The sequence below is a fragment of the Symplocastrum torsivum genome (genome assembly GCF_059505465.1).
This window is the reverse complement of sequence record NZ_JCACKQ010000002.1, coordinates 28,678-49,470: the sequence shown is the minus strand read 5'-3', so window position 1 is coordinate 49,470 and position 20,793 is coordinate 28,678. Positions and strand designations below refer to the sequence as shown.

Below are 20,793 nucleotides of genomic sequence, written 5' to 3'. Positions count from 1 at the left end.
CAGATTTGATGAGAGAACAATTAAAAATGCCTTCTACTTTAATCGCAACGGATGCCCAAAAACAAGATTTGAGCCGAGAGCTAGCCATAACTATTGCTCAGGCAGCAGATGATCGCAAGGCAGAGGATATTGTTATCCTCAAGGTGTCAGAAGTGTCTTATCTGGCAGATTACTTTGTGATTGTCACAGGTTTTTCTAAAGCGCAGGTAAGAGCAATCTCGCAGTCAATTGAACAGAAGGTAGAAGATGTCTGGCAGCGGCTACCTCTGAGGGCAGAAGGACAAGCTGAAGGAAGCTGGTTACTTCAGGACTACGGTGAGGTGATTGTCCACATCTTGCTGCCTCAAGAGCGGGAGTTTTATAATCTGGAAGCGTTCTGGGGACACGCCGAACAAATCGAATTCCAGGTTTCCCAACCGCTAAGTGACTAAAAATATGATGGAATCTCCTGCTGCTGTCTGTCCGGTTCCAACTGAGCAACAACCGATTAATGAGTATCAGGCACTAAGGGACTCTTGGTTCTTTAGCTGGGTAACTCTGGACTTGCGAGTTTATGTGACAAAGCTCGCTTGGGTATGGGGCTGGAGTTGGCTTATCGCCGGGCCGTTGGCAGCAGCGAGTTTTGCACCGAAGAAGTACATATTGCAGTTTATGCTTTGTGGTGCGGCTGGAGCAGGAGTGTTTGTCGCGTTGATCATACTGCGGCTCTATTTAGGGTGGTCGTATGTACGCGATCGCCTTTTACGCGAGACAATATTTTATGAGGAGTCGGGTTGGTATGATGGTCAAACCTGGACAAAGCCACCAGAAGTTCTGACACGCGATCGCCTAATTGTCTCTTATCAAGTTCAGCCGATTTTACAACGTCTCAAACGGACGTTCTCAATCCTTGTTCTATTTGTCTTCGGTGGTAGCCTAATTTGGAATTTCTTATAAACTCAATCGAGTCAGTTAAGGCAAAGTTTATGCTGCTGACATGGCAATTATTGTGTCCCCTTCTCGTGTTAGAGTCTTACGCATGACAAGGGGAAATCGTTTTCAAGCACCAGTTATAGAAGTTCGCCTCCTGCGGGAAGGGCTTGTTGAATCGACACATCGCGTCCAAGCTGTCGTCAGTGACGTTCGAGGACGGGTTCTTTCTGTTGCAGGTAATTCAGAAACAGCGACATTTGTTCGCTCGTCTCTTAAACCGTTTCAGGCGCTAGCAATTACAACGACTGGCACCCTGGAACGGTACAGCCTGAACGACCGTGATTTGGCAATTATCTGTAGTTCTCATCACGGGACAATTGAACAAGCACGACAGGTTTTTAATATCCTTTGGCGCTGTGATGTAGATTCATCAGCACTACAATGTCCAACGCCAGAAGGGAAGCAAAGTCCCTTACAACACAACTGCTCTGGTAAACACGCCGGGATGCTAGCTGTCTGCCAGCAACGGCAGTGGCCACTGAATAATTATTTGCAGTACAACCATCCTGTCCAAAAGCTAGTTTTGACCCAAGTTGCTGAGTTGATGAAGATGCCGGGAGAAGAGTTTATTCGTGCTCGTGATGACTGCGGCGCACCAACTTATCTCATGCAACTCCGTCAAATGGCATCTTTGTACGCCCAACTAGCTTCTGGTGACAATTTGGCAATGGAGCGGATTGTTCGCGCTATGACCCATCACCCAGACATGATAGCCGGAGAAGGTGCATTTGATACTACGCTCATGCGGTTGTCTGAAGGTGAACTTGTGAGTAAAGCTGGAGCAGAAGGAGTTCAGTGCATTGGTCGTGTTGGGGAAGGCTTAGGTCTAGCCATTAAGGTAATGGATGGCGCACATCGAGCAAAATACGCTGTTGCTATTCATCTACTCAAGCAGTTGGGCTGGATTAGCCCTACAGTATCAGAAACGTTGTCAGAAACGTTTATGAAACTGAGCAGTTTCAAGCGGTTAGAGGTGGTGGGCGAACTCTCCATGCTGTATTAAGGACGTTATCAAGCACGGCGCAAACCAGACAGGCTAATCTTTTTGCCCTTTCTCCTGCCAATCTCTAATTTTTAGTTGTCACATTTTCAAATTAAGAGTTATACTAGAAAAAGCGACGCGGGATAGAGCAGCCTGGTAGCTCGTCGGGCTCATAACCCGAAGGTCGGTGGTTCAAATCCGCCTCCCGCCACCAAATAAAAAGAAGCCCTGTAAGTGTTAAAGCTTGTGGGGCTTTCTTGTTGGATTGTGTTGCTGTAAGTTTCCTTGACAAGTTGATGAGCAGTTCTAGCTTTTGTAGTAGCGATAACCTACAGACAGAGCAGTAGCGATCGCAATTCCCGGTAAGGTAATAAAGACGGCTAAGGGAGAGCGTAACCAGTTCGCTTGTTCGTAGCGTTCCTGATAGGAATCAGAATTCCTTAGTGAACAGGGTTGAGCCGAACTCGCTGAACTCAACAAAACACCAGTAGCAATTGTAGTGGTAGATAGGAGAGCGGCTAAAGCCAATTTCCGTTTGATCATTGTTGACTGCTCCAACTTGTTTTAGTTCAGGTATAACCTATGCGCTAAGCCTAGAGAGCATGACACAGAGCAGCTATCAAGCATAAGTTTCATCAATTCTAATCGAAACCCCTAAATTCGGTGAATGTCTCTCCTTAAGGGGTCAATGTAGGATTAGCTTCTCTTGAGGCAACTGTTCCTCACAACTGCGGCTCAATTCCTGCTGCTCGTAACTGTGCTATCAACGCTTCAGCACGTTGCCGTTCCTGTTCAGCACGTTGTCGTTCCTGTTCAACTAATTCTATTCCCCACGGCAACATTTGCCCATTTTCATTCCACCAACGCAACCAGTAACCCGTTCGGTTGCTCTTTGTTCCCTGCCATACACCAAGAAATAGATTTAGTGCCTCAATTTTATAGTGATTTTCCGCATTAGGCTGTTGCAGGTCATAACGCCCAGAATTATTTAGCTGATAAACTTCTAGCACTCCTTGTTTTGGCTCAAAAATCGCGTATTGCGGTACTTGCAACACTTGCTCGTAAAAAAACCACTTACCGGGTGGATAAGTCGGTTTAATAGAATATTCGCTTCCCTCTGTCTCCGAGAGAAACTCCATCACGATTCCCGGAATTTCCCCTTGTAGCTGTGGCGTATAACTACGACGAACTTCGTCTCGTACAACCCCAATTTGAGGCACGTACATCCAATCAGGCGCTTTAACAACGATTTTGCCATCTAATGTGGCACAGACACCATAGTTAGTGCTGACTAACACATCTTCTTGCAACCGCCCTGCTTGCTCTAAACTATCACTCAATGCGGCTGCTAATGCAGGCTGATCTATATTGTCCACTGGGTCATTGGGTAAGAGAAAATCATCAGGTAGCTTCTCCCAAGTGATTTTATAACTGGCTGTAGCGATTGGCATAGCGCATCTTCATCCCTATTTATGAGCCTTAAGGGAATTGTAGATAAATTAAGAGAGCGATCGCTTTTATTCGGTGCGTCCTCTGTAGGCTAAATAAAACTGTTTAAAACCTTTAGCTAAAAAGCTTTCAAGTTTTCAGTTTATGTTGGAGCGCTCACAGTAGGAAGATGGCGACCAACATAACCGATAATAATCTTTCCTGGTAGTACATCTGGAAAGAAATGAATCCGCCAGTTGCATAACCTCAGTTTGACGTGCCAATCAAACAGACGCTCCTTACCATCAAGACAACGAAAGGTTCGTTGCTTGCCGTATTTATTGAGGGTCGGTTGACTTTCACGAGAAACTTCGATTAAGTAGCCTTCCAGACTGAAAGTACCAGCATTCCAATTTTTACAGTAGTTCTCAAGCTCAAACAATGCTTTGACAACAGGTTGTAGCTCCAGGTTTCCAGCACGGATGCTTTTCAGTTGCTTAGCAACAGACTCGCAGAATTCCAAACTAGGAAGCAACTCATCTTTACGATTCCACAGATCTAACCCGTCATTCACTTTGGTTCGGATAGTGTTTTTTATCCAATCAGCGTGTTCCAGAACATGGTTGCTACAACTGGCGTGGATAATCTCCACTAGTTCATCAATGAAGTTCTCATTTTCATCAAGTCGTGTGACTTCCAACTCTAAGCGACTGAGATACCATTGTTCCTGCGATCGCAAGCTCAGGGCGAGGGCATTTAGCAAAAGAGCATGACCAAGTCCACTTGCTTGCACTCCCTGGTGCTTAAAGTCAGACAAATCAACCCTGTTCTCAATCTCTGGATCTACAACATCCGTCAAGAGGGGAGCTTTGGTTATCAGAGTCTTAAAGAAAAGACGAGTCTCTCGATCTACCTCACCGTCATTGCGCCAGCGAACCAGAGGGTAGTCAGGTGCAAGGAGAGTACTCTGAAAGTCGATCTGAGTGCGAATGACCTTTTTCACGCCGTGGGCAGTTGCTGTACGCACAGTGCTGATTAAGTCTGACATCCATTGTCGCGCTGTTTGAATATCAGGAGCGGGAGTTCGCAGGGAGAGTTCATTCAACACCATCTCAAGATCCATTTACTACTCTCCCGCCGGTTCTAACAAAGCCTCCAAACTCTTGTCCCACTCGTCAAAGAAGCCATCGGGCCATTTATCAATGCGTCCGTTGCGATCAATATGTGGTGACACTACTTCAGTAAAAGCTTGCCCTTCTTTCTCTTGTCGCTGGAAGTAGTGCAACTGGACATCTTCAGGGTTAAGCTTGCCGTCATGAACGGCAAGACGAATTCCGTTTAAAACATGGTCGCTATGAGTTTCTATCACAACTTGAACGCCACAACTCGCTGCAAGTGCCAGCAACTCACCCATTTTTGATTGCCCTTTGGGATGGAGATGAGCTTCTGGGTTTTCAATTAGAATCAGTGTGCCTGCGCTGGACGAAAGCGCTGCCACAAGGATTGGTAAAGTATAAGTAATTCCAAACCCAACATTGGTTGCACGGTAGTCGTTGCTGATTCCGAAGGAATATCGCAAACTCACTAAATCCATACCTGAGTTTGAGGCAATTTCTATGCGTGTACCTGGGCTTACTTCTCCCATCCATGCCTCTACTTGGTTTTTTAGACTAAGTGACATTGCCTGCGGATGGCTAAGTGCCTTCTTGGTAATATCTTTATTGCCAAAAATTGAAAGAAAGTATGCTGTGTATTCACCTTTAGCACCAAGTTGTCGATGCTGGCGCACCTGAAAATCTGATATCTCGAAGGACGTGCGAGGTCCAATACGTTCTGCCTGAAGATAGTGGAAATTATCGTTGAAAAGACTTGATTCATAGATATCAGCAGAAATCACATCATAGGCAAGAGCTAACACATCAGCCTCACGGTTGTAGTTGAAACGCCAAATCCCCTCCCTTCCATCAGCAAGGATAAGATCAAAACTAATCTCGTCCTCCTTAGCTCCTTCAAAAAGAGTATCTTGAGCGGTGCCAAGACATACTAAATCACCATTGAGTGCCAAACCTGTCTCTGGCAATAAGTCCTGTTGATAAGATTGACGCAGCAGTAGTAGAGATTGAAGCACTGAGGATTTACCTGTGCTATTGAGACCTGAAAACAGGGTAAGTGGTCTGAACTCAAGGGACAGATCCTCAAAACATTTGAAGTTTTGCAAACGCAGTAAATGAATCATTACAGGACTGCCTTGATGAGTTGTTCAATATCACTAAATCGACGCAATGCAGTTTTAATGCTTCCAGTACTCCTATATACAGGATTATCGAATTTACCTTCATTCGTCAAATCTATAATTTTTTGTTTTAAATCATCCTTTCTATCTTTTAGAATCTTAAGCTCCTCTTCACTAAGTTTATAAAGGTTGACTGACCAAGCTTCAAATAATGCCTTATTAACCGGATACTTTGCTTCGTTCGGCTGAGAGGGCTTGCGAAAACCATCTTCCTCGAAAATTTCAAATGCTGCAACCATTAATTGTGAAAACTCTTTTTCAAGAAGTTCTATTTGTTGAGTAGACATTCGATTTATATCTGACATTCTTTCATTGAGAAACTCATCAAATTTTTGTTGTTTTTGTTCAGGATCGGGATGAATCATAAAAGCTAAAACTCTAAGAATACACTCCCTATCTACCATTCTTTTATTACTGATACTATTGCTAGTTGCTTTCTTAAATTCATCTGAATCTGCGAGTTTAGCCAATAGGTTTGTTGCTGGTCCCTGATTTAAAGCATGACGAATTTCTTGCGAGGATAGAGGCAAAGCGCTTGTGTTAATCCGTTTAAATATAGTGAATTTAACTTCAGGAGATGTGCCCTTTTCAAGCAGAATCACTATCAGTGGCGTCTCAAGGATTCGACGCTGATAATGACGGGGTAGTTCATCATAGGTTTTGCCCTCAAGCTGAATAAGAGACTGTAGCCCACTTAGCGTTAGTTGCTTGTCGATGATAAACTGCTTGAGAGCTGTCAACCGTTGTATCCCATCGATAACCAACCATTTATCGTCATCAGTTGCATCTATGTAAAATGCTGGGAGCGGAATACGGATGAGGATAGACTCAATTAGCCGACTTTTAGCATCGTTAGTCCAAATTCCCTCACGACGCTGAAACCCAGGAGCTATGTCAAGTTCATCATGCTGAATTCGTGAAAGTAGTAGATCGACAGTCATTTGCCTGGTATCAACCCTAATCTTGGTAGGGTCAAACGGCTCAGTAATTCCCTCTTCCTCTGGCTCGATATCCTCTTCCTCTGAGTCGAACCATGTACCCTCGTTGAGGTCAGTGTCGTCATCGAGGAATTCGGCATTTGGGTTCTTCAGCTCTGTCACGGCGCGTACTCCTTGGCGTTAACATCCATTTAGTCACCCGCTGCTCATGCTTGGTGGAACTACATCAGCAAAAGGGAGTTTTCTTGGATGACGTACTTGGATCGTACTATCTTGCAGAGTTAACGGATGGGCTTGCCATAAATGCGATCGCCCCAATCCCCCACGCTCGAACTCTCCTAAATCCAGCTAAGCTGAGTTGTTGAGATGAGCCGCCATAAAAAAAGGGCGATCGCACATCAGATCGCCCCTAACAATTGCCTATTACCTATTAAGAAGAGACTTTTTTCTTACTCCCCTCTCCTCGTAGGAGAGGGGTAGGGGGAGAGGTCAAACCTTAGCTTCTTCCTTCACCAGCTTGTCCCAACCTAAGTCTTTGAGATTGTTATTCCGGCGTAGAGGACGAGTTGCCAGTTCTAGAATGTCACGAGCATTCGTAAAGCCGTGAATCTGAGCAAAGGTGAATTCAACCGACCACTTGGTATTGATACCTCGTGCTTCCAAGGGGTTAGCATGAGCCATACCCGTGATGACTAAATCGATTTCCTGTTCTTGAATCCGCTTAATCTGGTTATAGTTGTCCGGCTTCTCGACAATCCTCGGAGTCGGGACACCCATTTCCTGGCAAGTCTTCTCTAGCAACGCTAACTCAGCCGCTTGATAGCGCTTGTCCATGTAAGGAATACCAATTTCTGGGCAAGTCATGCCACAACGAATCAAGAAACGGCCAAGCGAGATTTCTAGCAAATTATCACCCATGAAGAAGACTGACTTGCCACGAATCAGCTTGAGGTAGTCTTCCATACCTGCCCAGATTTGGGCTTCCCGCTCATCCAACCCTTTGGGTTCAATCCCGAAGACGGAACAAATCTTTTCAATCCAGGCGCGGGTGCCATCAGGACCAATTGGGAAGGGTGCGCCAATCAGCTTACACTTGCGGCGACGCATCAAGGTGGTGGCAGTGCGGCTGAGGAAGGGGTTGACACCAGAAACGTAGTAGCCTTCTTCAATGACTGGCAACTCAGTGTAACGCTTGGAGGGTAGCCAGCCGGAAACCTTAATTCCCTGTTTTTTAAGTTCTAGTGTCAGGTTAGTAACAACAGGGTCAGGCAGGGAACCAAACAATACGAGAGGTGGATGATCGACGTATTCTGTCTCTTCGGCAACCACATCTTCTTTCTTGCGACCGAAGTTGAGGAGTTTAGCGATCGCATTCCGTTCTTCTTTCTCTGCTTCCATCACAGGAGCTTTATCAGGACAACGGTGAGCCATTGCGGCTAGTACGGTGTCTTCACCCTGGGTAAAAGCATAGTCTAAGCCATTGGCACGAGCGGTAACGATGGGGATACCAATCTCAGCTTCTAGTTTAGGAGCCAAGCCTTCCAAATCCATCTTGATGATTTCAGTGGTGCAGGTGCCAATCCAGACAATCACACTAGGGTTGCGATCGCGTTTAATCTGCAAGCACAAACGCTTCAGTTCTTCGTAATCATTCAGTTGTGCCGAAATATCCCCCTCTTCCAACTCCGCCATCGCATAGCGCGGTTCTGCAAAAATCATCACGCCCATGGCGTTCTGGAGGAAATAGCCACAAGTCTTCGTGCCAATCACCAAAAAGAAACTATCTTCAATCTTCTGGTATAGCCATGCAACACAGCTAATTGGGCAAAAGGTATGATAATTTCCGGTTTCACACTCAAAATTTAAAGGTTCAGGTTGAGCAACGGTCATGGAAAAATCTTATCTCCTCTTCTCTTAAACAAGTCATTAAAAACCTATCAGGAGACACCCGTCTCCCAATAACTTTGTTTTTGGAAGCCCAGCTAGAAGGGCTTTGCTTGTGTAGCTTTAGCTTTTATGCGGCAAAGCGATGAAGCTATCAAACCATCATCAGGTCTAACTCTTCTTCCTCTGTCCTCACTGGCGGTTGAGCCGGATTGAGGTAGAAGTCAGATAGCAAGGAGAACAACTCCCGATCAGGAGAGTCATTCGGCACAACACCTTCTGGACACGCCAAAATCTGGTCAGCAATGTTCAGGTAGTAATCGCAGACGTAGTTGAGAGAAGGGTCAGTCTCTGCCATCTCAAACAGAGTTTTCCCCTTCACGCGAGAAACACGGATGTCTTCAATTAGGGGCAGAATCTCAAGAACTGGCATCGGTACTGAATCAATATATTTATCAATCAGGTCACGCTTCGATGTCCGGTTGCCAATCAAACCAGCAAGACGTAGGGGGTGAGTACGAGCTTTTTCACGCACAGATGCAGCAATCCGATTAGCAGCAAACAAGGCATCGAAGCCGTTGTCTGTGACAATCATGCAGTAGTCAGAATAGTTTAGGGGAGCAGCAAAACCACCACAAACCACGTCACCCAGAACGTCAAACAGGATAACATCGTACTCATCAAAAGCGTTGAGTTCTTTGAGTAGCTTTACTGTCTCACCAACCACATAGCCACCGCAACCTGCACCAGCCGGAGGGCCACCAGCTTCTACGCAGTCAACGCCACCGTAACCCTTATAGATGACATCTTCAGGCCAGACATCTTCGTAGTGGTAATCCTTTTCCTGAAGCGTGTCGATAATCGTAGGAATCAAAAAGCCTGTAAGAGTAAAGGTACTATCGTGCTTTGGATCGCAACCAATTTGCAGCACCTTCTTACCACGACGCGCTAAGGCAACTGAGATATTGCAACTGGTGGTTGATTTACCAATACCGCCTTTTCCATAAACTGAAAGTTTCACTCTTCTTCGTCTCCTATCGTTCGGATTAAAACTTGAATATTGTCTTTGCCGCTTAAATGGTCTGCATATAGCAGAAAGCTGTCAGCTATCAGCCATCAGCTTTTTTGTTTTCCTGACTAGTAGGGCTGTTTCACACCTTTTAGCTGTATCTCATTTAACTGAGAACTGCTACATAAGCGCTGGAACTTAGTTGCCGCTTCACTAACGCACCTACAGCCAGCGAAGAAAGTGCTCCTATTGGGGCGTTGATTGCATTATTGACTAACTACAAACGAAATGAAAGAGGCATTTCTGCTGGAATGGGCAATAAAAACTACATATTCAGCTTAAGAGTTCACTGAATTGTCTTGATAGTCTCAAAAACAATCTGAATAAATCTGTAGACCTTATTTTAAAATTTGTTGTTTTACTTTATGTAAATAGGTACAAAAAACAAAAAATATTGTTGCTTCTACTGAATCAGCACTATGAACCATTAGCTCACAAGGCTGTTTAATCCTAAGCTAAGGCATCCAATAGCTTATACAGCAAGGATTTCAATCAATTTAACCAATGAAAACTGAGTGAAGCGTGTTTGAGTCGTTGGCTTAGCTAGATAAGCAGTTAAGACAGCGAGTCAGGCCTTTGTGAACGGAGCCAGGGTTTTTGTGAATAAAAATAAATTTTTCCCGAAGTGATTGCACTTACTTAATTTCCGACAGCTTAAGTGTCCCAGAAGCTAAATCTGGCTCAAACACCACCTCTGTAGCGCTTCATATTTAGTACCTGACACTCTAAAGCCTCTTTCTCAACGCAGAAGGCATAGTAGTCGAGGTTGCTCCAAATCCATTGAAGGGTGTTGCGAACTTTTTCTCGCTTAGTGAAAAGGCGTTTCTGTACAGCTTGGTTAGGGCAAAGAATCTGGAATATGAGAACACCGTCTTCATCGTGAATGCGGAATAGGCAAGCCTGCAAGATGGCACGGATGCTGCTATCAAAAGATTCGTGGAATCGGCGGAGTCTACCCGTCATGGTGAAGTCTTCTAAGGTGCGACCAAAGAGGTCTTCATCTAATGGCAAGTCGTCATCCGGGTCAAAAGGATTCACCATAGTTTCCTTCTTGCGATTCTTTTTGTGTTTCTATCTACGATAGAAGCACAGACTAGAACGAAAGCTACTGTCTTTAAAACACTATTGCTTATGAGTTCTGCTTTCACACCGATAGAGTTAGGCTACTCCTTCCCTGACCATACTCAGCTCCCGGAGTCAGATGGTACCTTTGTGAAAAATCTCCAAGAACATCCTCAGAGCATCCTGCTAACTGACTCAATCCAGCCAATTTTGCAACAACTCCATCCGGATGGGCAATACTGCATCGGGCAAGATTCCGGTATCTATTGGCGCATTACTGAACCACCCGAAAGAGGTGCAGAAGCTCCAGATTGGTTTTATGTGCCGAATGTACCGCCTACTCTAAACGGTCAAATGCGGCGTTCTTATGTTTTGTGGCAAGAGTACATTGCACCACTGATTGTCTTAGAGTTTGTTTCAGGTGATGGCGACGCTCGAAGACTCGCTAACGCTTCGCTATCAGAGGAGCGAGATAGAACGCCCATGACTGGGAAGTTTTGGGTTTATGAGCAGGTGATTCGTCCGGCGTTTTATGGCATTTATGAAGTGAGCCGAGCCAGTGTAGAGGTGTATCACTTAGTAGAAAATCGCTATGAACTCGTAGCAGCTAATGAACGAGGACACTATCCTATCTCTCAGCTAGGCATTGAATTAGGCATTTGGCAAGGTCAGTATCTCAATGCAGAATTGCCTTGGTTGCGTTGGTGGGATTTGCAAGGAAATCTTTTATTAACAGGTGAGGAACGAGCTGAACAGGAGCATCAACGAGCTGAACAGGAGCATCAACGAGCGGAGCAATTGGCAGCACAACTTAGAGCATTGGGAGTAGAACCAGAGGTGTAAAAAAGAACAACAATACTCTATCCTCCTTGCCCCCAGTTGGAGCTTGAACAGAGGAAGCAACTGTATTGGTATTGTTAGTGATTGCTGGAGCTATAGGGTGATCCCTACCCTGCGAGTGAGGAAGGTATTACTAGCTACTTAGTACAGATAAGTTACATTCAGTGTGTTGAGGAATATGCCCCAACCCCTGATTTTACGTCGATTTCTAGTACAGAAGAGCAATTGTACTCGCGACTTACTATAAAACAGATTATGGGAGATTGATACTCTATGCAACCAAATAACCCTAACCAATTTACAGAAAAAGCCTGGGAAGCGATCGCACGTACCCCAGAAGTCGCGAAAGCCTCTCACCACCAACAGCTAGAGAGTGAACACCTAATGAAAGCCCTCTTAGAGCAAGAGGGACTCGCCAGCAGCGTTTTCAATAAACTTGAAGTACCGATGCCGCGAGTGCGCGATGCTGTAGAACAATTTATCCAGCGTCAGCCTAAGGTATCTGGCAGCAGTGAGTCTGTCTATCTAGGGCGCAGTCTCGATTCCCTGTTGGATCGAGCAGAGTCCTATCGCAAAGAATATAAAGACGAGTACATCTCAATTGAGCATTTGATGCTGGCTTATGTCAAAGATGATCGCTTTGGCAAGGCTTTATTCCAGGAATTTAAACTAGACGAGAAGAAGCTCAGAAGCGTGATTGACCAAATTCGAGGGAACCAGAAAGTGACCGACCAAAACCCAGAAGGCAAGTATGAAGCACTGGAAAAATATGGACGTGACCTAACGGCAGCTGCTCGTGAAGGTAAACTTGACCCAGTAATTGGTCGGGATGATGAGATTCGCCGCACGGTTCAAATCCTCTCTCGTCGTACCAAAAATAACCCAGTGCTGATTGGGGAACCTGGGGTCGGTAAAACCGCGATCGCAGAAGGACTTGCAAAGCGAATTGTTGACGATGACGTTCCCCAATCTCTCAAAAATCGGCAATTGATTGCTCTAGATATGGGGGCACTGATTGCAGGTGCCAAATTTCGGGGTGAATTTGAAGAGCGCTTGAAAGCCGTTCTGAAAGAAGTCACAGACTCTGATGGTCAAATCATCATGTTTATTGATGAAATCCACACTGTTGTAGGGGCTGGTGCGACTCAAGGCGCAATGGATGCTGGCAACTTACTAAAACCGATGTTGGCACGAGGTGAGTTGCGCTGTATTGGCGCGACAACGCTTGATGAGTACCGCAAATACATTGAGAAAGATGCCGCATTAGAGCGACGCTTTCAGCAGGTCTATATTGATCAGCCGAGTGTAGAAGATACGATCTCGATCTTGCGAGGACTGAAGGAGCGCTATGAAAACCACCACGGGGTCAAGATTTCTGACAGTGCCTTAGTCGCAGCAGCTACCTTGTCTACTCGCTACATTAGCGATCGCTTCTTACCAGACAAAGCGATTGACCTGATGGATGAAGCCGCCGCACGGCTGAAAATGGAGATTACCTCCAAGCCCGAAGAACTCGATGAAATCGATCGTAAAATCCTCCAGCTAGAAATGGAGCGGTTGTCGCTGCAAAAAGAAAGCGATCGCGCCTCCAGAGATCGGTTGGACAGACTGGAACGAGAACTCGCTGACCTCAAGGAAGATCAACGTGCGTTGAATGCTCAATGGCAGTCAGAAAAAGATGTCATCGAACGCATTCAAGGCATCAAAAAAGAGATTGAGCGAGTTGATGTCGAAATCCAGCAAGCTGAACGCAACTACGACCTCAACCGAGCAGCTGAGCTGAAATATGGCAAACTAACTGAGTTGCAAGCCTCAGTACAAGAAGCCGAATCCCACTTGGCAGCCACCCAAACCAGCGGCAAGTCCCTGTTGCGGGAGGAAGTCACAGAATCTGACATTGCTGAAATCATCTCTAAGTGGACAGGTATTCCAATCAGCAAGCTCGTAGAATCTGAGATGGAGAAGCTGTTGCACCTGGAAGATGAGCTGCACAATCGGGTAGTCGGTCAGGATGAGGCAGTAACAGCGGTTGCCGATGCAATTCAGCGATCGCGTGCAGGTTTGGCTGACCCCAATCGCCCCACAGCTAGCTTTATCTTCCTTGGCCCTACAGGTGTCGGTAAGACAGAACTGGCAAAAGCTTTGGCAGCTTATCTCTTCGACACAGAAGATGCCTTAGTGCGGATTGATATGTCCGAGTACATGGAGAAGCACGCTGTTTCCAGACTGATTGGTGCGCCTCCAGGATACGTTGGTTATGAAGAAGGCGGTCAGCTAACCGAAGCCATTCGTCGCCGTCCTTATGCTGTGATTCTCTTTGACGAAATTGAGAAGGCTCACCCCGATGTCTTCAACGTGATGCTCCAAATCCTGGACGATGGTCGCGTCACCGATGCTCAAGGTCATACGGTGGACTTCAAGAATACCGTTATCATTATGACCAGTAATATCGGTTCCCAGTACATTATCGATATTGCTGCTGATGACAATCAGTACGAAGAGATGCGGAGCCGGGTTATGGATACAATGCGTTCTAGCTTCCGTCCAGAGTTCCTCAACCGGATTGACGAGATAATCATCTTCCACGCCTTGCAGAAACACCAGTTACGGCATATTGTCCATCTGCAAACCCAGCGTTTAGAGCAACGGCTAGCCGATCGCAAGATGTCATTAAAGCTCTCTGATAGTACTCTCGACTTCTTAGCAGAAGTGGGCTATGACCCTGTTTATGGCGCACGTCCCTTGAAGAGAGCGATCCAGCGCGAACTGGAAACGCAACTTGCTAAGGGCATTCTCCGAGGTGAGTTCCAGGACGGAGACACCATCTTTGTTGATGTAGAACTCGAACGCCTTGCTTTCAAGCGCTTGCCTGCTGAGTTATTGACGGCAAGCCCAGCGAATCCAAACGCTTAATGTTGATCTTAGACAGGTTGCGCCACAGCGCAGCCTGTTTTTTGTGTCAAGACAAAAACGAGATACAGGTTTTTTGGTAACATCTCCAGCTTCTAGCATAAGCAGTTACGCTATGCTGAAGCCAGATTGAAATCAGTGGAATAGGGATGAGTGAAACCCTTGCTCAAAATGCATTGGCTCCCAGTGGGTTGCCGCCTCAATTTCCCGACCACACGCAGCTACCAGAGTCGGATGGTTCGTTTGTGAAAAATTTCCAGGAGCATCCTCAATCTCTGATCCTGACTGACTCGATCGGGACGACGCTGGAACGAATTCATCCAGATGGACAGTATGCGATCGGGCAGGATTGCGGCATCTACTGGCGTGAAACTGAACCGCCAGAGAAAGGGGCAGAAGCACCAGATTGGTTTTATGTACCGAATGTGCCACCAAGATTAAAGGGTGAGATTCGCCGCTCTTACGTTTTGTGGCGAGAATTTATTGCACCGACGCTCGCCTTAGAGTTTGCCTCTGGTGATGGCAGCGAGGAGCGTGATCAAACCCCACTTTCGTATGCAGAAGAAGGCGCAACTACTCGCCCCGGTAAGTTCTGGGTGTATGAACGGATCATGCGGATTCCCTACTACGGCATCTTCTTCGTCAACAGCGGCGAGTTGGAGTTGTATCAACTAGTAGGAGTGCGCTATCAGCGAATGATTCCGAATGAGCGCGGACATTATCCTATCTCACCGATGGAGGTAGAAGTCGGTGTCTGGGAGGGAGCTTATCAAAACCAGACTCAACAGTGGCTTCGCTGGTGGGACTTGCAGGGCAATCTGTTGTTAACAGGCACTGAACGAGCGCTCATGGCAGAGCAACGCGCAGAGTCGGCAGAGCAACGGGTAGAGTTAGCAGAGCAACGCGCAGAGTCGGCAGAGCAAAAGGCAGTTAGACTGGCTGAGCGATTACGTGAGATGGGAATTGACCCGGATTCAATCTAGTTGAGAATTCCAGCTTGAGCTTTCACTCTTGCGTTAGGCAATAAATGCCTTGTTGAGCTGAGTTGTTGTTGGTAAACCAGTGAATCCAAATACTTAATGTTGATTTTAGGCAGGTTGTCTTCTGGCGTAGCCTGTTTTTTTGTTGAAATTCTGTAAAGGCAACGTAAACCCTCCTGGTGTAAAGCAAGTAGGATGGACAATGCTCACCTACAACGAGCGACTCAACAGTAGAGGACACAATTCATGGCTTATTACTGGTTCAAAGCATTTCACTTGATTGGGGTTGTCGTTTGGTTTGCCGGGTTATTCTACCTGGTACGTCTTTTTGTCTATCACGCTGAGGCGGCACAGGAGCCGGAACCCGCCCAAACGATTCTAAAAAACCAATATCAGATTATGGAGAAACGTCTTTATAAGCTGATTACAACGCCAGGAATGGTGCTGACAGTCATAATGGCGATCGCGTTATTGACTACTGAGCCAGAAGTGATGAAAGACGGTTGGTTACACATCAAACTGGCTTTTGTTGTCGCTTTAATTGGCTACCATCATTACTGTGGTCGCCTCATGCGCCAACTAGCAGCCGACAAATGTACTTGGAATAGTCAGCATTTTCGCGTTCTCAATGAAGTCCCAACCGTCCTTTTAGTGGCAATTGTCTTGTTAGCGGTGTTTAAAAACAATTTACCCACAGATATCACCGCTTGGGGAATCTTAGGCATGATTATTGTCATGGCAGCAACGATTCAGTTCTATGCTAAAAAACGCAAGCAGGATAAGGAAAAACTCCTTGCCTCCCAAGCTGAATCTCAACGGAAAGAGGATGAGATGACTGGACAGTTATCTGCTTGAGGGACTTCCAGAAGAAAATTGCCCTGAGTTGGGCGTTGCACAATGAAAGGGATGGCGATTCATCCACCTGTTTCTTGCCTGAATTTGTGTAGGGGTGCAAGGCTTGCACCCTTTAAAATTCCGGTTTCAGCTATAAGTTTAATGGGCGTAGATTATACGCCCATTCCACAAAATCATCCTGTGATTGTGCAACACGCTGAGTTCTCATGGTTCTTCATCAAGAAACTACGCGACTTCAAAGGAAATGGGAGAGGGCTGCCTTAGCTTTTGGATCAAGTTGAGAGTTTGGCGATAAGCTCTCATCTGTCTTTGATTACAAAAGCATTTCGCTGCCCGATACAAATCTTCAAAAGCAGCTTGCTGATACCCAATTTGGTAACGAACAAGCCCACGATTGACATAGGCTTCTGCTTGATTGGGATGGTGTTGTAGTGAGTGCGTGAAGTCTCGAATTGCACCAGCATAATCTCCTTGTCGATGACAAGCGCAGCCTCGGTTATAGTAAGCCCTGGCATCATTGACATTAAGGCGAATTGCCCTAGAGAAGTCTAGCATTGCTCCAGAAAGGTTTCCTTGCTGCAAGTATGCCAGTCCACGATCGTTGTAGATTGTAGCGAGTTGTTGATTGTCTTGCTGCAAAATCTGGCGTAATGCCTGGTTGTAATCTGCGATCGCACCTTGATAATCTTCCTGCTCAAAACGCGCTAGCCCCCGGTTGTAGTAAGCTCGGTAGTCCACGGGATTGAACTGAGTCACCTGGTTATAATCAGCGACGGCCGCTTGATAACGTCCTTGTCTGTAGTAGGCGAGACCCCGATTGAGATAAGCTTCAACGTTATTAGGATTGTATTGCAGTGCCTGAGTACAATCTTCCGTAGCATACTGATAGTCTCCTAACTGGATGTAGACTAGACACCGATTGATGTAGGCAACTGCCAAGTTAGAATCAAGTGCGATCGCTTGTGTGAAGTCTTCAATCGCTTGCTGTAAGTTCCCTTGTGAAGTCTTCTCCACGCCCAAAATCAAAAAGTCGTTAGCACTTATTGCTGTGCTGGATGTTGGTGCAGCCAAAGCTTGTGTCTTGAACGGAAGAATAAGGATGGCAACAACAATACCCAAGCTAATCAAGATTCTGTAGAAGCGACTCATAGCTGACAGATGTGTAATGTAGGTTTTAGTAAATTGGTATATCTCAAGTCCTCGTTTGAGAGAACTCAACTCGGAAATTTAAAAGTTGTCTTATTTTGTGAGGAGCAACTGTCAAGGTCAAAAGACAAGCTGTCAAACTTGGCTAATCATTTCCTTGTTAAGAAATGCGCTGACAAAGATTAGCTTTTCCTTATGTTTGTGGAAAACTCGCAATTTTCTGTGGAAAAGTGCCCATGTCTGTGGAAAACTATGAGCTTTCTAGGTTGTTTCTTGCTCAAAGCTAATCTGATGAGACTGGTAATTTGGTGGCTCAACATGAATCACAACTCGAACAGGACTGAAGCGTTCTTCTAAACGATGTTCCACAGCCTCGGTAATTTGGTGCGCGGTTTCCACGTCTTTGGCATTTACAATCATGTGCATTTCAATGAAGACTTGACGCCCTAAAAGTCCACGGGAAGCAATGTCGTGGCAGTTAATAACACCAGGAACTTCCATGACGATGGATTGAATGGCTTCAGGTGCGATCGCCATTTCATCGACTAGCCAGGGTAAATTATCCTTCAACACATTCCAACCACTGCTAAACACTAGCAGCGCGACAGGAAAAGCGAGAATTACATCCAACCACTGTAGTTGGGGAAAATTTAAGACTCGCCCCTGCCAAACTCCAATTAACCCTACCAGAACAGTAATCGTTATCCAAACATCGCTCATCGTATGTTGGGCATCAGCAATCAAAATGGCGCTGCCGACTCGCTTGCCGACATGTCGCTCATAGAAGGTAACAAAAATATTGACACCCAGAACAATCAACAGCAACCATAGTTCAGAGACCGAGATATTAATCGGAGTCAGCCCCTGAAACAAGCGCTCAATCCCTCCTTGAAGAATTTCAAAACAAGCAATGCCCAAAAAAGCAGCAATCCCCAACGCACCTAAGGCTTCAAATTTCTGGTGTCCATAGGGATGATCTCGATCGGGTTGAGGGGAAGAAAAGCGACTGGCAATTAAACCCAAAACATTGTTGGCACTATCAGTCACACTATGCAACGCATCCGCTTGCAGACTGAGAGAACCCGTCGAAAATCCTACAACTGCCTTTAATCCCATTACAAATAGATTGAGTAGCAGAGTAATCAGTAAGACTTTACGAACTTCCGAGCGGTTATCTAGCACCATAGACGCTACCCAATTATTTTATTAACGCCCTTAGCATTTAGTTTAGTGGCTAGAATGCCTGAAAGCCTTACTATTAATTAAGCTGAGTTCTATTTAACTTCAGTAATTTCCCCAGCTTCTTGAGATTCTTTTTAATAAAGACACCCCAACTCACCTGATTCTTTGGTAAATTCTTCCAGGAACTTGATTACATCTTCTAGCATTAGTATCAAATATAAAGATTCATTGCCCATGGCTTTACCTCAACTCACTCTCAATCTGGTCGAGGGTTCGGTTTCGTTTAGTTTCACAGCAGAGGCGGCTAGAGATTTGCAATCTGCGATCGCGCAATTGATGCAAAGCCTAAAAGCGGTAACTCAAGCTGCCAGTGGTGGCGGCAAACCCAATCCTCAAAAACCGATGGAGTACCGCTTTTCTGGGGATGTCTTTCTCGAAGTCTTCTGCAATCCCAACATTTGGCCAACTCCCTTTGCCGCCAAAGTTTTAATTACTCTGCGCGATGAGCGTATCCGCCTAACGACAGAAGCAGAACTGACTCGCCTGATTGAGGATGTAAGCCAGTATCTTGAGCAAGTAGGCTAGAGGCTGTTGAAGAAACAGGGATTCAGTGTTAATTAGGTGAAAAGACGTGGTTAGTTTTTTGCTATTGGGCGACTTTCGAGGCAGTCGCTACAACCTTATTAAGGTCATAATTTGGTAGCACCGTCTCACATCTCGCAACCAACAGCGATCGCCTTACCAACCAGTCAGCGTAAAAATGTCAACTTGACGGGTATTCTCTCATCCCGGCATAAACTCACAGCAAAGATTACTTAGATGAACTCCAACAATCTCTTAGAACTACTACAAACTGGGTTTCGAGTTTCTCTAGGGGCAACTACTTCCCTCGTTGAAACGTTGCAAGACCCTCAAAAGCGAGAAGAAAACTTAACCCAGTTGAGATCAGAATTAACTCAGCGGGTGACGGAATGGGCAGAAAAAGGACAAATCACCGAGCAAGAAGCCCGAAGTTTTATTGAGTCGATATTAAGGCAACAAAGCAACTCGAATCCCTACCCAACAGCCGGAACGTCTAGCGATAGCGTTACAACCCCTCCAACGATGACGACTCCGCCGAATGTGCAACTGGAGATTGAGGAACTTACTGCCCAAATCGCCGCTATCCGAACTGAGCTAGAGAAGCTGCGTAACCCTGAAGCCAACACCTAAGGTTCGCACTCAATCTGCTGTAATTTCGGGAATCAACTATAGGTTGATAGTGGATTCTGTAAGTTGGCGCAACTCCTGCGCCAGCAAGATGATTGCGTTGTTTTTATACCAAACTTATTAATCTGTGTCTTTTTGTGAAGCAATGAAGCTGATCATTATCATGTCCACTTTGTGAACTAACTCTTTCTAAAGGAAGATTATTTAGGAGAGTTAAACAGGGTACAAAGTAAAAGGTCAAAAATTGACCAGTGATTATCGCCCTTAATTTTTGAGGCAAGAATTAACTTCTAAAACCAATAGGGGTGTGCTTTAACAAATTTTTAGTATCAACAGGCACGAAACCAGGTAGAGCTTAAGGGAACACTATGCTCTATGTTGCTTGATCTGTTCAGATATCCGTCTCAAACTTCGCCAGTGATGATCGGCAGGCTAGCCAGTTAATCTCACATTCCTCTAGTGGCATTCAGGCAGTGTAAATTGATTTTCAGTGCCTTGAAGCACCTAGCGCTTGTCTTCCTTCTGTTCAACACACGCAGGACTTAGTCGTTATCCCACTCTTCGTTACCCATCAAATCAGCAATGCGGTCTCTGAGCAAGAAGTTACACCGCTCTAGTTCGCATTCAATGCAAACCCACTCACGAGCAGGGATATACTGGCAAAGCACATAGATTGGTTGCTGACGACTAACGATGCCCTTCTCTACCAAATGCCGTGCTTCGTCTTGAATCACGTCGATAGAGTAGTGTACTGGGGGCGTAGATTGCATTAAGTTAGCACTCATAGGTATTAGCCTGGTAAAGAACAGAGCTACGATTAACTATAATCGAATACTCGCTAGCGGGAAAAGAAATTTAGTTCAGTATAGAGAGTTACAAAGATTTTTGCTTTTTTGATAAGAGTCACTAAAGGTAAACATAGTGAGAGATGCTCAAGCGTAGCTGCCTCACCCCGAAATGCTTGCGCTTTGGGGTTCTCCTTAGCTAGTTTGGGGTGTCTAGCTAATCGCTTTGTAAAGGTTAGGTTGACAAAATCTTAACAA

Annotated in this window: 22 protein-coding genes and 1 tRNA gene; 11 read left to right on the top strand and 12 right to left on the bottom strand. The window is 45.6% G+C overall.

All coding sequences use genetic code 11. The annotated features are described in order from the left end of the window. The first annotated feature begins 26 nt into the window (after nt 1-26). The 4 genes from rsfS (at nt 27) to AC5JL3_RS00795 (ending at nt 2,168) form a co-directional block, all read left to right on the top strand. On the top strand, nt 27-431 hold the full coding sequence (gene rsfS / locus AC5JL3_RS00810) for a ribosome silencing factor (protein ID WP_496072675.1): 405 nt from the start codon (nt 27-29) through the stop codon (nt 429-431). A gap of 4 nt (nt 432-435) precedes the next feature. Beyond that, a complete protein-coding gene (locus AC5JL3_RS00805) occupies nt 436-936 on the top strand; it encodes a CGLD27 family protein (protein WP_496072674.1) in 501 nt (166 codons plus the stop codon). 82 nt (nt 937-1,018) lie between these two features. Then, nucleotides 1,019-1,975, top strand: coding sequence for an asparaginase (locus AC5JL3_RS00800; RefSeq protein WP_192217482.1), 957 nt, complete (start codon nt 1,019-1,021; stop codon nt 1,973-1,975). A 116-nt stretch (nt 1,976-2,091) separates the two neighbouring features. Further along, nucleotides 2,092-2,168: transfer RNA gene (locus AC5JL3_RS00795), tRNA-Met, on the top strand. Between the two features lie 92 nt (nt 2,169-2,260). On the opposite strand, the gene AC5JL3_RS00790 is transcribed toward AC5JL3_RS00795, so the two are convergent. From AC5JL3_RS00790 to AC5JL3_RS00750, 9 genes are all read right to left on the bottom strand, one after another. Beyond that, nucleotides 2,261-2,497, bottom strand: a complete 237-nt coding sequence (locus AC5JL3_RS00790; protein WP_496072673.1) for a hypothetical protein — start codon at nt 2,495-2,497, stop codon at nt 2,261-2,263. A 179-nt stretch (nt 2,498-2,676) separates the two neighbouring features. Next, the gene (locus AC5JL3_RS00785) at nt 2,677-3,405 is read right to left on the bottom strand and encodes a Uma2 family endonuclease (protein ID WP_496072672.1); all 729 of its coding nucleotides are present in this window, start codon (nt 3,403-3,405) and stop codon (nt 2,677-2,679) included. Nucleotides 3,406-3,545: 140 nt separating this feature from the next. Then, nucleotides 3,546-4,505: a hypothetical protein gene (locus AC5JL3_RS00780; protein ID WP_496072671.1), complete on the bottom strand. Its 960-nt coding sequence runs from the start codon at nt 4,503-4,505 to the stop codon at nt 3,546-3,548. Between the two features lie 3 nt (nt 4,506-4,508). After that, on the bottom strand, nt 4,509-5,618 hold the full coding sequence (locus tag AC5JL3_RS00775) for an AAA family ATPase (protein ID WP_496072670.1): 1,110 nt from the start codon (nt 5,616-5,618) through the stop codon (nt 4,509-4,511). Then, on the bottom strand, nt 5,618-6,775 hold the full coding sequence (locus tag AC5JL3_RS00770) for a DUF262 domain-containing protein (protein WP_496072669.1): 1,158 nt from the start codon (nt 6,773-6,775) through the stop codon (nt 5,618-5,620). Before AC5JL3_RS00770 ends, AC5JL3_RS00775 begins: the two co-directional genes overlap by 1 nt. Nucleotides 6,776-6,881: 106 nt before the next feature. Beyond that, entirely contained in the window at nt 6,882-7,010 is a 129-nt protein-coding gene (locus tag AC5JL3_RS00765) for a hypothetical protein (RefSeq protein ID WP_496072668.1), read from the bottom strand. A gap of 92 nt (nt 7,011-7,102) precedes the next feature. Further along, nucleotides 7,103-8,503 carry a ferredoxin:protochlorophyllide reductase (ATP-dependent) subunit N gene (locus tag AC5JL3_RS00760; RefSeq protein WP_496072667.1) on the bottom strand — a complete coding sequence of 467 codons (1,401 nt, stop codon included), beginning with the start codon at nt 8,501-8,503 and terminating at the stop codon, nt 7,103-7,105. A 148-nt stretch (nt 8,504-8,651) separates the two neighbouring features. Continuing rightward, on the bottom strand, nt 8,652-9,518 hold the full coding sequence (gene bchL, locus AC5JL3_RS00755; RefSeq protein ID WP_313929923.1) for a ferredoxin:protochlorophyllide reductase (ATP-dependent) iron-sulfur ATP-binding protein: 867 nt from the start codon (nt 9,516-9,518) through the stop codon (nt 8,652-8,654). Nucleotides 9,519-10,247: 729 nt separating this feature from the next. Continuing rightward, a complete protein-coding gene (locus tag AC5JL3_RS00750) occupies nt 10,248-10,607 on the bottom strand; it encodes a hypothetical protein (RefSeq protein WP_496072666.1) in 360 nt (119 codons plus the stop codon). 90 nt (nt 10,608-10,697) lie between these two features. Here AC5JL3_RS00750 and AC5JL3_RS00745 point away from each other — a divergent pair, with 90 nt between their 5' ends. The 4 genes from AC5JL3_RS00745 to hemJ all read left to right on the top strand — a co-directional run bounded on the left by AC5JL3_RS00745 (nt 10,698) and on the right by hemJ (nt 16,213). Then, complete coding sequence (locus tag AC5JL3_RS00745; protein WP_496072665.1) at nt 10,698-11,471, top strand: Uma2 family endonuclease; 774 nt, start codon at nt 10,698-10,700, stop codon at nt 11,469-11,471. Nucleotides 11,472-11,741: 270 nt separating this feature from the next. Then, nucleotides 11,742-14,381 (top strand): ATP-dependent chaperone ClpB, encoded by a 2,640-nt coding sequence (gene clpB / locus AC5JL3_RS00740; RefSeq protein WP_496072664.1) that lies wholly within the window; start codon nt 11,742-11,744, stop codon nt 14,379-14,381. A gap of 146 nt (nt 14,382-14,527) precedes the next feature. Continuing rightward, nucleotides 14,528-15,361 carry a Uma2 family endonuclease gene (locus tag AC5JL3_RS00735; RefSeq protein WP_496072663.1) on the top strand — a complete coding sequence of 278 codons (834 nt, stop codon included), beginning with the start codon at nt 14,528-14,530 and terminating at the stop codon, nt 15,359-15,361. A gap of 243 nt (nt 15,362-15,604) precedes the next feature. Next, a complete protein-coding gene (hemJ, locus tag AC5JL3_RS00730; protein ID WP_496072662.1) occupies nt 15,605-16,213 on the top strand; it encodes a protoporphyrinogen oxidase HemJ in 609 nt (202 codons plus the stop codon). Nucleotides 16,214-16,438: 225 nt separating this feature from the next. Here the strand turns inward: hemJ and AC5JL3_RS00725 are convergent, their stop codons facing one another. After that, complete coding sequence (locus tag AC5JL3_RS00725; RefSeq protein WP_496072661.1) at nt 16,439-17,362, bottom strand: tetratricopeptide repeat protein; 924 nt, start codon at nt 17,360-17,362, stop codon at nt 16,439-16,441. A gap of 258 nt (nt 17,363-17,620) precedes the next feature. Further along, nucleotides 17,621-18,544, bottom strand: coding sequence for a CDF family zinc efflux transporter Cdf31 (cdf31, locus tag AC5JL3_RS00720; RefSeq protein ID WP_496072660.1), 924 nt, complete (start codon nt 18,542-18,544; stop codon nt 17,621-17,623). A 231-nt stretch (nt 18,545-18,775) separates the two neighbouring features. Here cdf31 and AC5JL3_RS00715 point away from each other — a divergent pair, with 231 nt between their 5' ends. The 3 genes from AC5JL3_RS00715 to AC5JL3_RS00705 all read left to right on the top strand — a co-directional run bounded on the left by AC5JL3_RS00715 (nt 18,776) and on the right by AC5JL3_RS00705 (nt 19,753). Next, nucleotides 18,776-19,126, top strand: coding sequence for a hypothetical protein (locus tag AC5JL3_RS00715; RefSeq protein ID WP_192220984.1), 351 nt, complete (start codon nt 18,776-18,778; stop codon nt 19,124-19,126). Between the two features lie 111 nt (nt 19,127-19,237). Further along, on the top strand, nt 19,238-19,360 hold the full coding sequence (locus tag AC5JL3_RS00710; RefSeq protein ID WP_277927608.1) for a hypothetical protein: 123 nt from the start codon (nt 19,238-19,240) through the stop codon (nt 19,358-19,360). Next, on the top strand, nt 19,361-19,753 hold the full coding sequence (locus tag AC5JL3_RS00705) for a hypothetical protein (protein WP_496072659.1): 393 nt from the start codon (nt 19,361-19,363) through the stop codon (nt 19,751-19,753). A 539-nt stretch (nt 19,754-20,292) separates the two neighbouring features. Here AC5JL3_RS00705 and AC5JL3_RS00700 read toward each other — a convergent pair. Continuing rightward, nucleotides 20,293-20,535 (bottom strand): DUF4327 family protein, encoded by a 243-nt coding sequence (locus AC5JL3_RS00700; RefSeq protein WP_496072658.1) that lies wholly within the window; start codon nt 20,533-20,535, stop codon nt 20,293-20,295. Nucleotides 20,536-20,793 lie beyond the last annotated feature (258 nt).

Coding starts and splice junctions, on each gene's coding strand:
- rsfS (WP_496072675.1), top strand. CDS start 27: ATGCCTTCTACTTTAATCGCAACGGATGCCCAAAAACAAGATTTGAGC.
- AC5JL3_RS00805 (WP_496072674.1), top strand. CDS start 436: ATGATGGAATCTCCTGCTGCTGTCTGTCCGGTTCCAACTGAGCAACAA.
- AC5JL3_RS00800 (WP_192217482.1), top strand. CDS start 1,019: ATGACAAGGGGAAATCGTTTTCAAGCACCAGTTATAGAAGTTCGCCTC.
- AC5JL3_RS00790 (WP_496072673.1), bottom strand. CDS start 2,497: ATGATCAAACGGAAATTGGCTTTAGCCGCTCTCCTATCTACCACTACA.
- AC5JL3_RS00785 (WP_496072672.1), bottom strand. CDS start 3,405: ATGCCAATCGCTACAGCCAGTTATAAAATCACTTGGGAGAAGCTACCT.
- AC5JL3_RS00780 (WP_496072671.1), bottom strand. CDS start 4,505: ATGGATCTTGAGATGGTGTTGAATGAACTCTCCCTGCGAACTCCCGCT.
- AC5JL3_RS00775 (WP_496072670.1), bottom strand. CDS start 5,618: ATGATTCATTTACTGCGTTTGCAAAACTTCAAATGTTTTGAGGATCTG.
- AC5JL3_RS00760 (WP_496072667.1), bottom strand. CDS start 8,503: ATGACCGTTGCTCAACCTGAACCTTTAAATTTTGAGTGTGAAACCGGA.
- AC5JL3_RS00750 (WP_496072666.1), bottom strand. CDS start 10,607: ATGGTGAATCCTTTTGACCCGGATGACGACTTGCCATTAGATGAAGAC.
- AC5JL3_RS00745 (WP_496072665.1), top strand. CDS start 10,698: ATGAGTTCTGCTTTCACACCGATAGAGTTAGGCTACTCCTTCCCTGAC.
- clpB (WP_496072664.1), top strand. CDS start 11,742: ATGCAACCAAATAACCCTAACCAATTTACAGAAAAAGCCTGGGAAGCG.
- AC5JL3_RS00735 (WP_496072663.1), top strand. CDS start 14,528: ATGAGTGAAACCCTTGCTCAAAATGCATTGGCTCCCAGTGGGTTGCCG.
- hemJ (WP_496072662.1), top strand. CDS start 15,605: ATGGCTTATTACTGGTTCAAAGCATTTCACTTGATTGGGGTTGTCGTT.
- AC5JL3_RS00725 (WP_496072661.1), bottom strand. CDS start 17,362: ATGAGTCGCTTCTACAGAATCTTGATTAGCTTGGGTATTGTTGTTGCC.
- cdf31 (WP_496072660.1), bottom strand. CDS start 18,544: ATGGTGCTAGATAACCGCTCGGAAGTTCGTAAAGTCTTACTGATTACT.
- AC5JL3_RS00715 (WP_192220984.1), top strand. CDS start 18,776: ATGGCTTTACCTCAACTCACTCTCAATCTGGTCGAGGGTTCGGTTTCG.
- AC5JL3_RS00705 (WP_496072659.1), top strand. CDS start 19,361: ATGAACTCCAACAATCTCTTAGAACTACTACAAACTGGGTTTCGAGTT.
- AC5JL3_RS00700 (WP_496072658.1), bottom strand. CDS start 20,535: ATGAGTGCTAACTTAATGCAATCTACGCCCCCAGTACACTACTCTATC.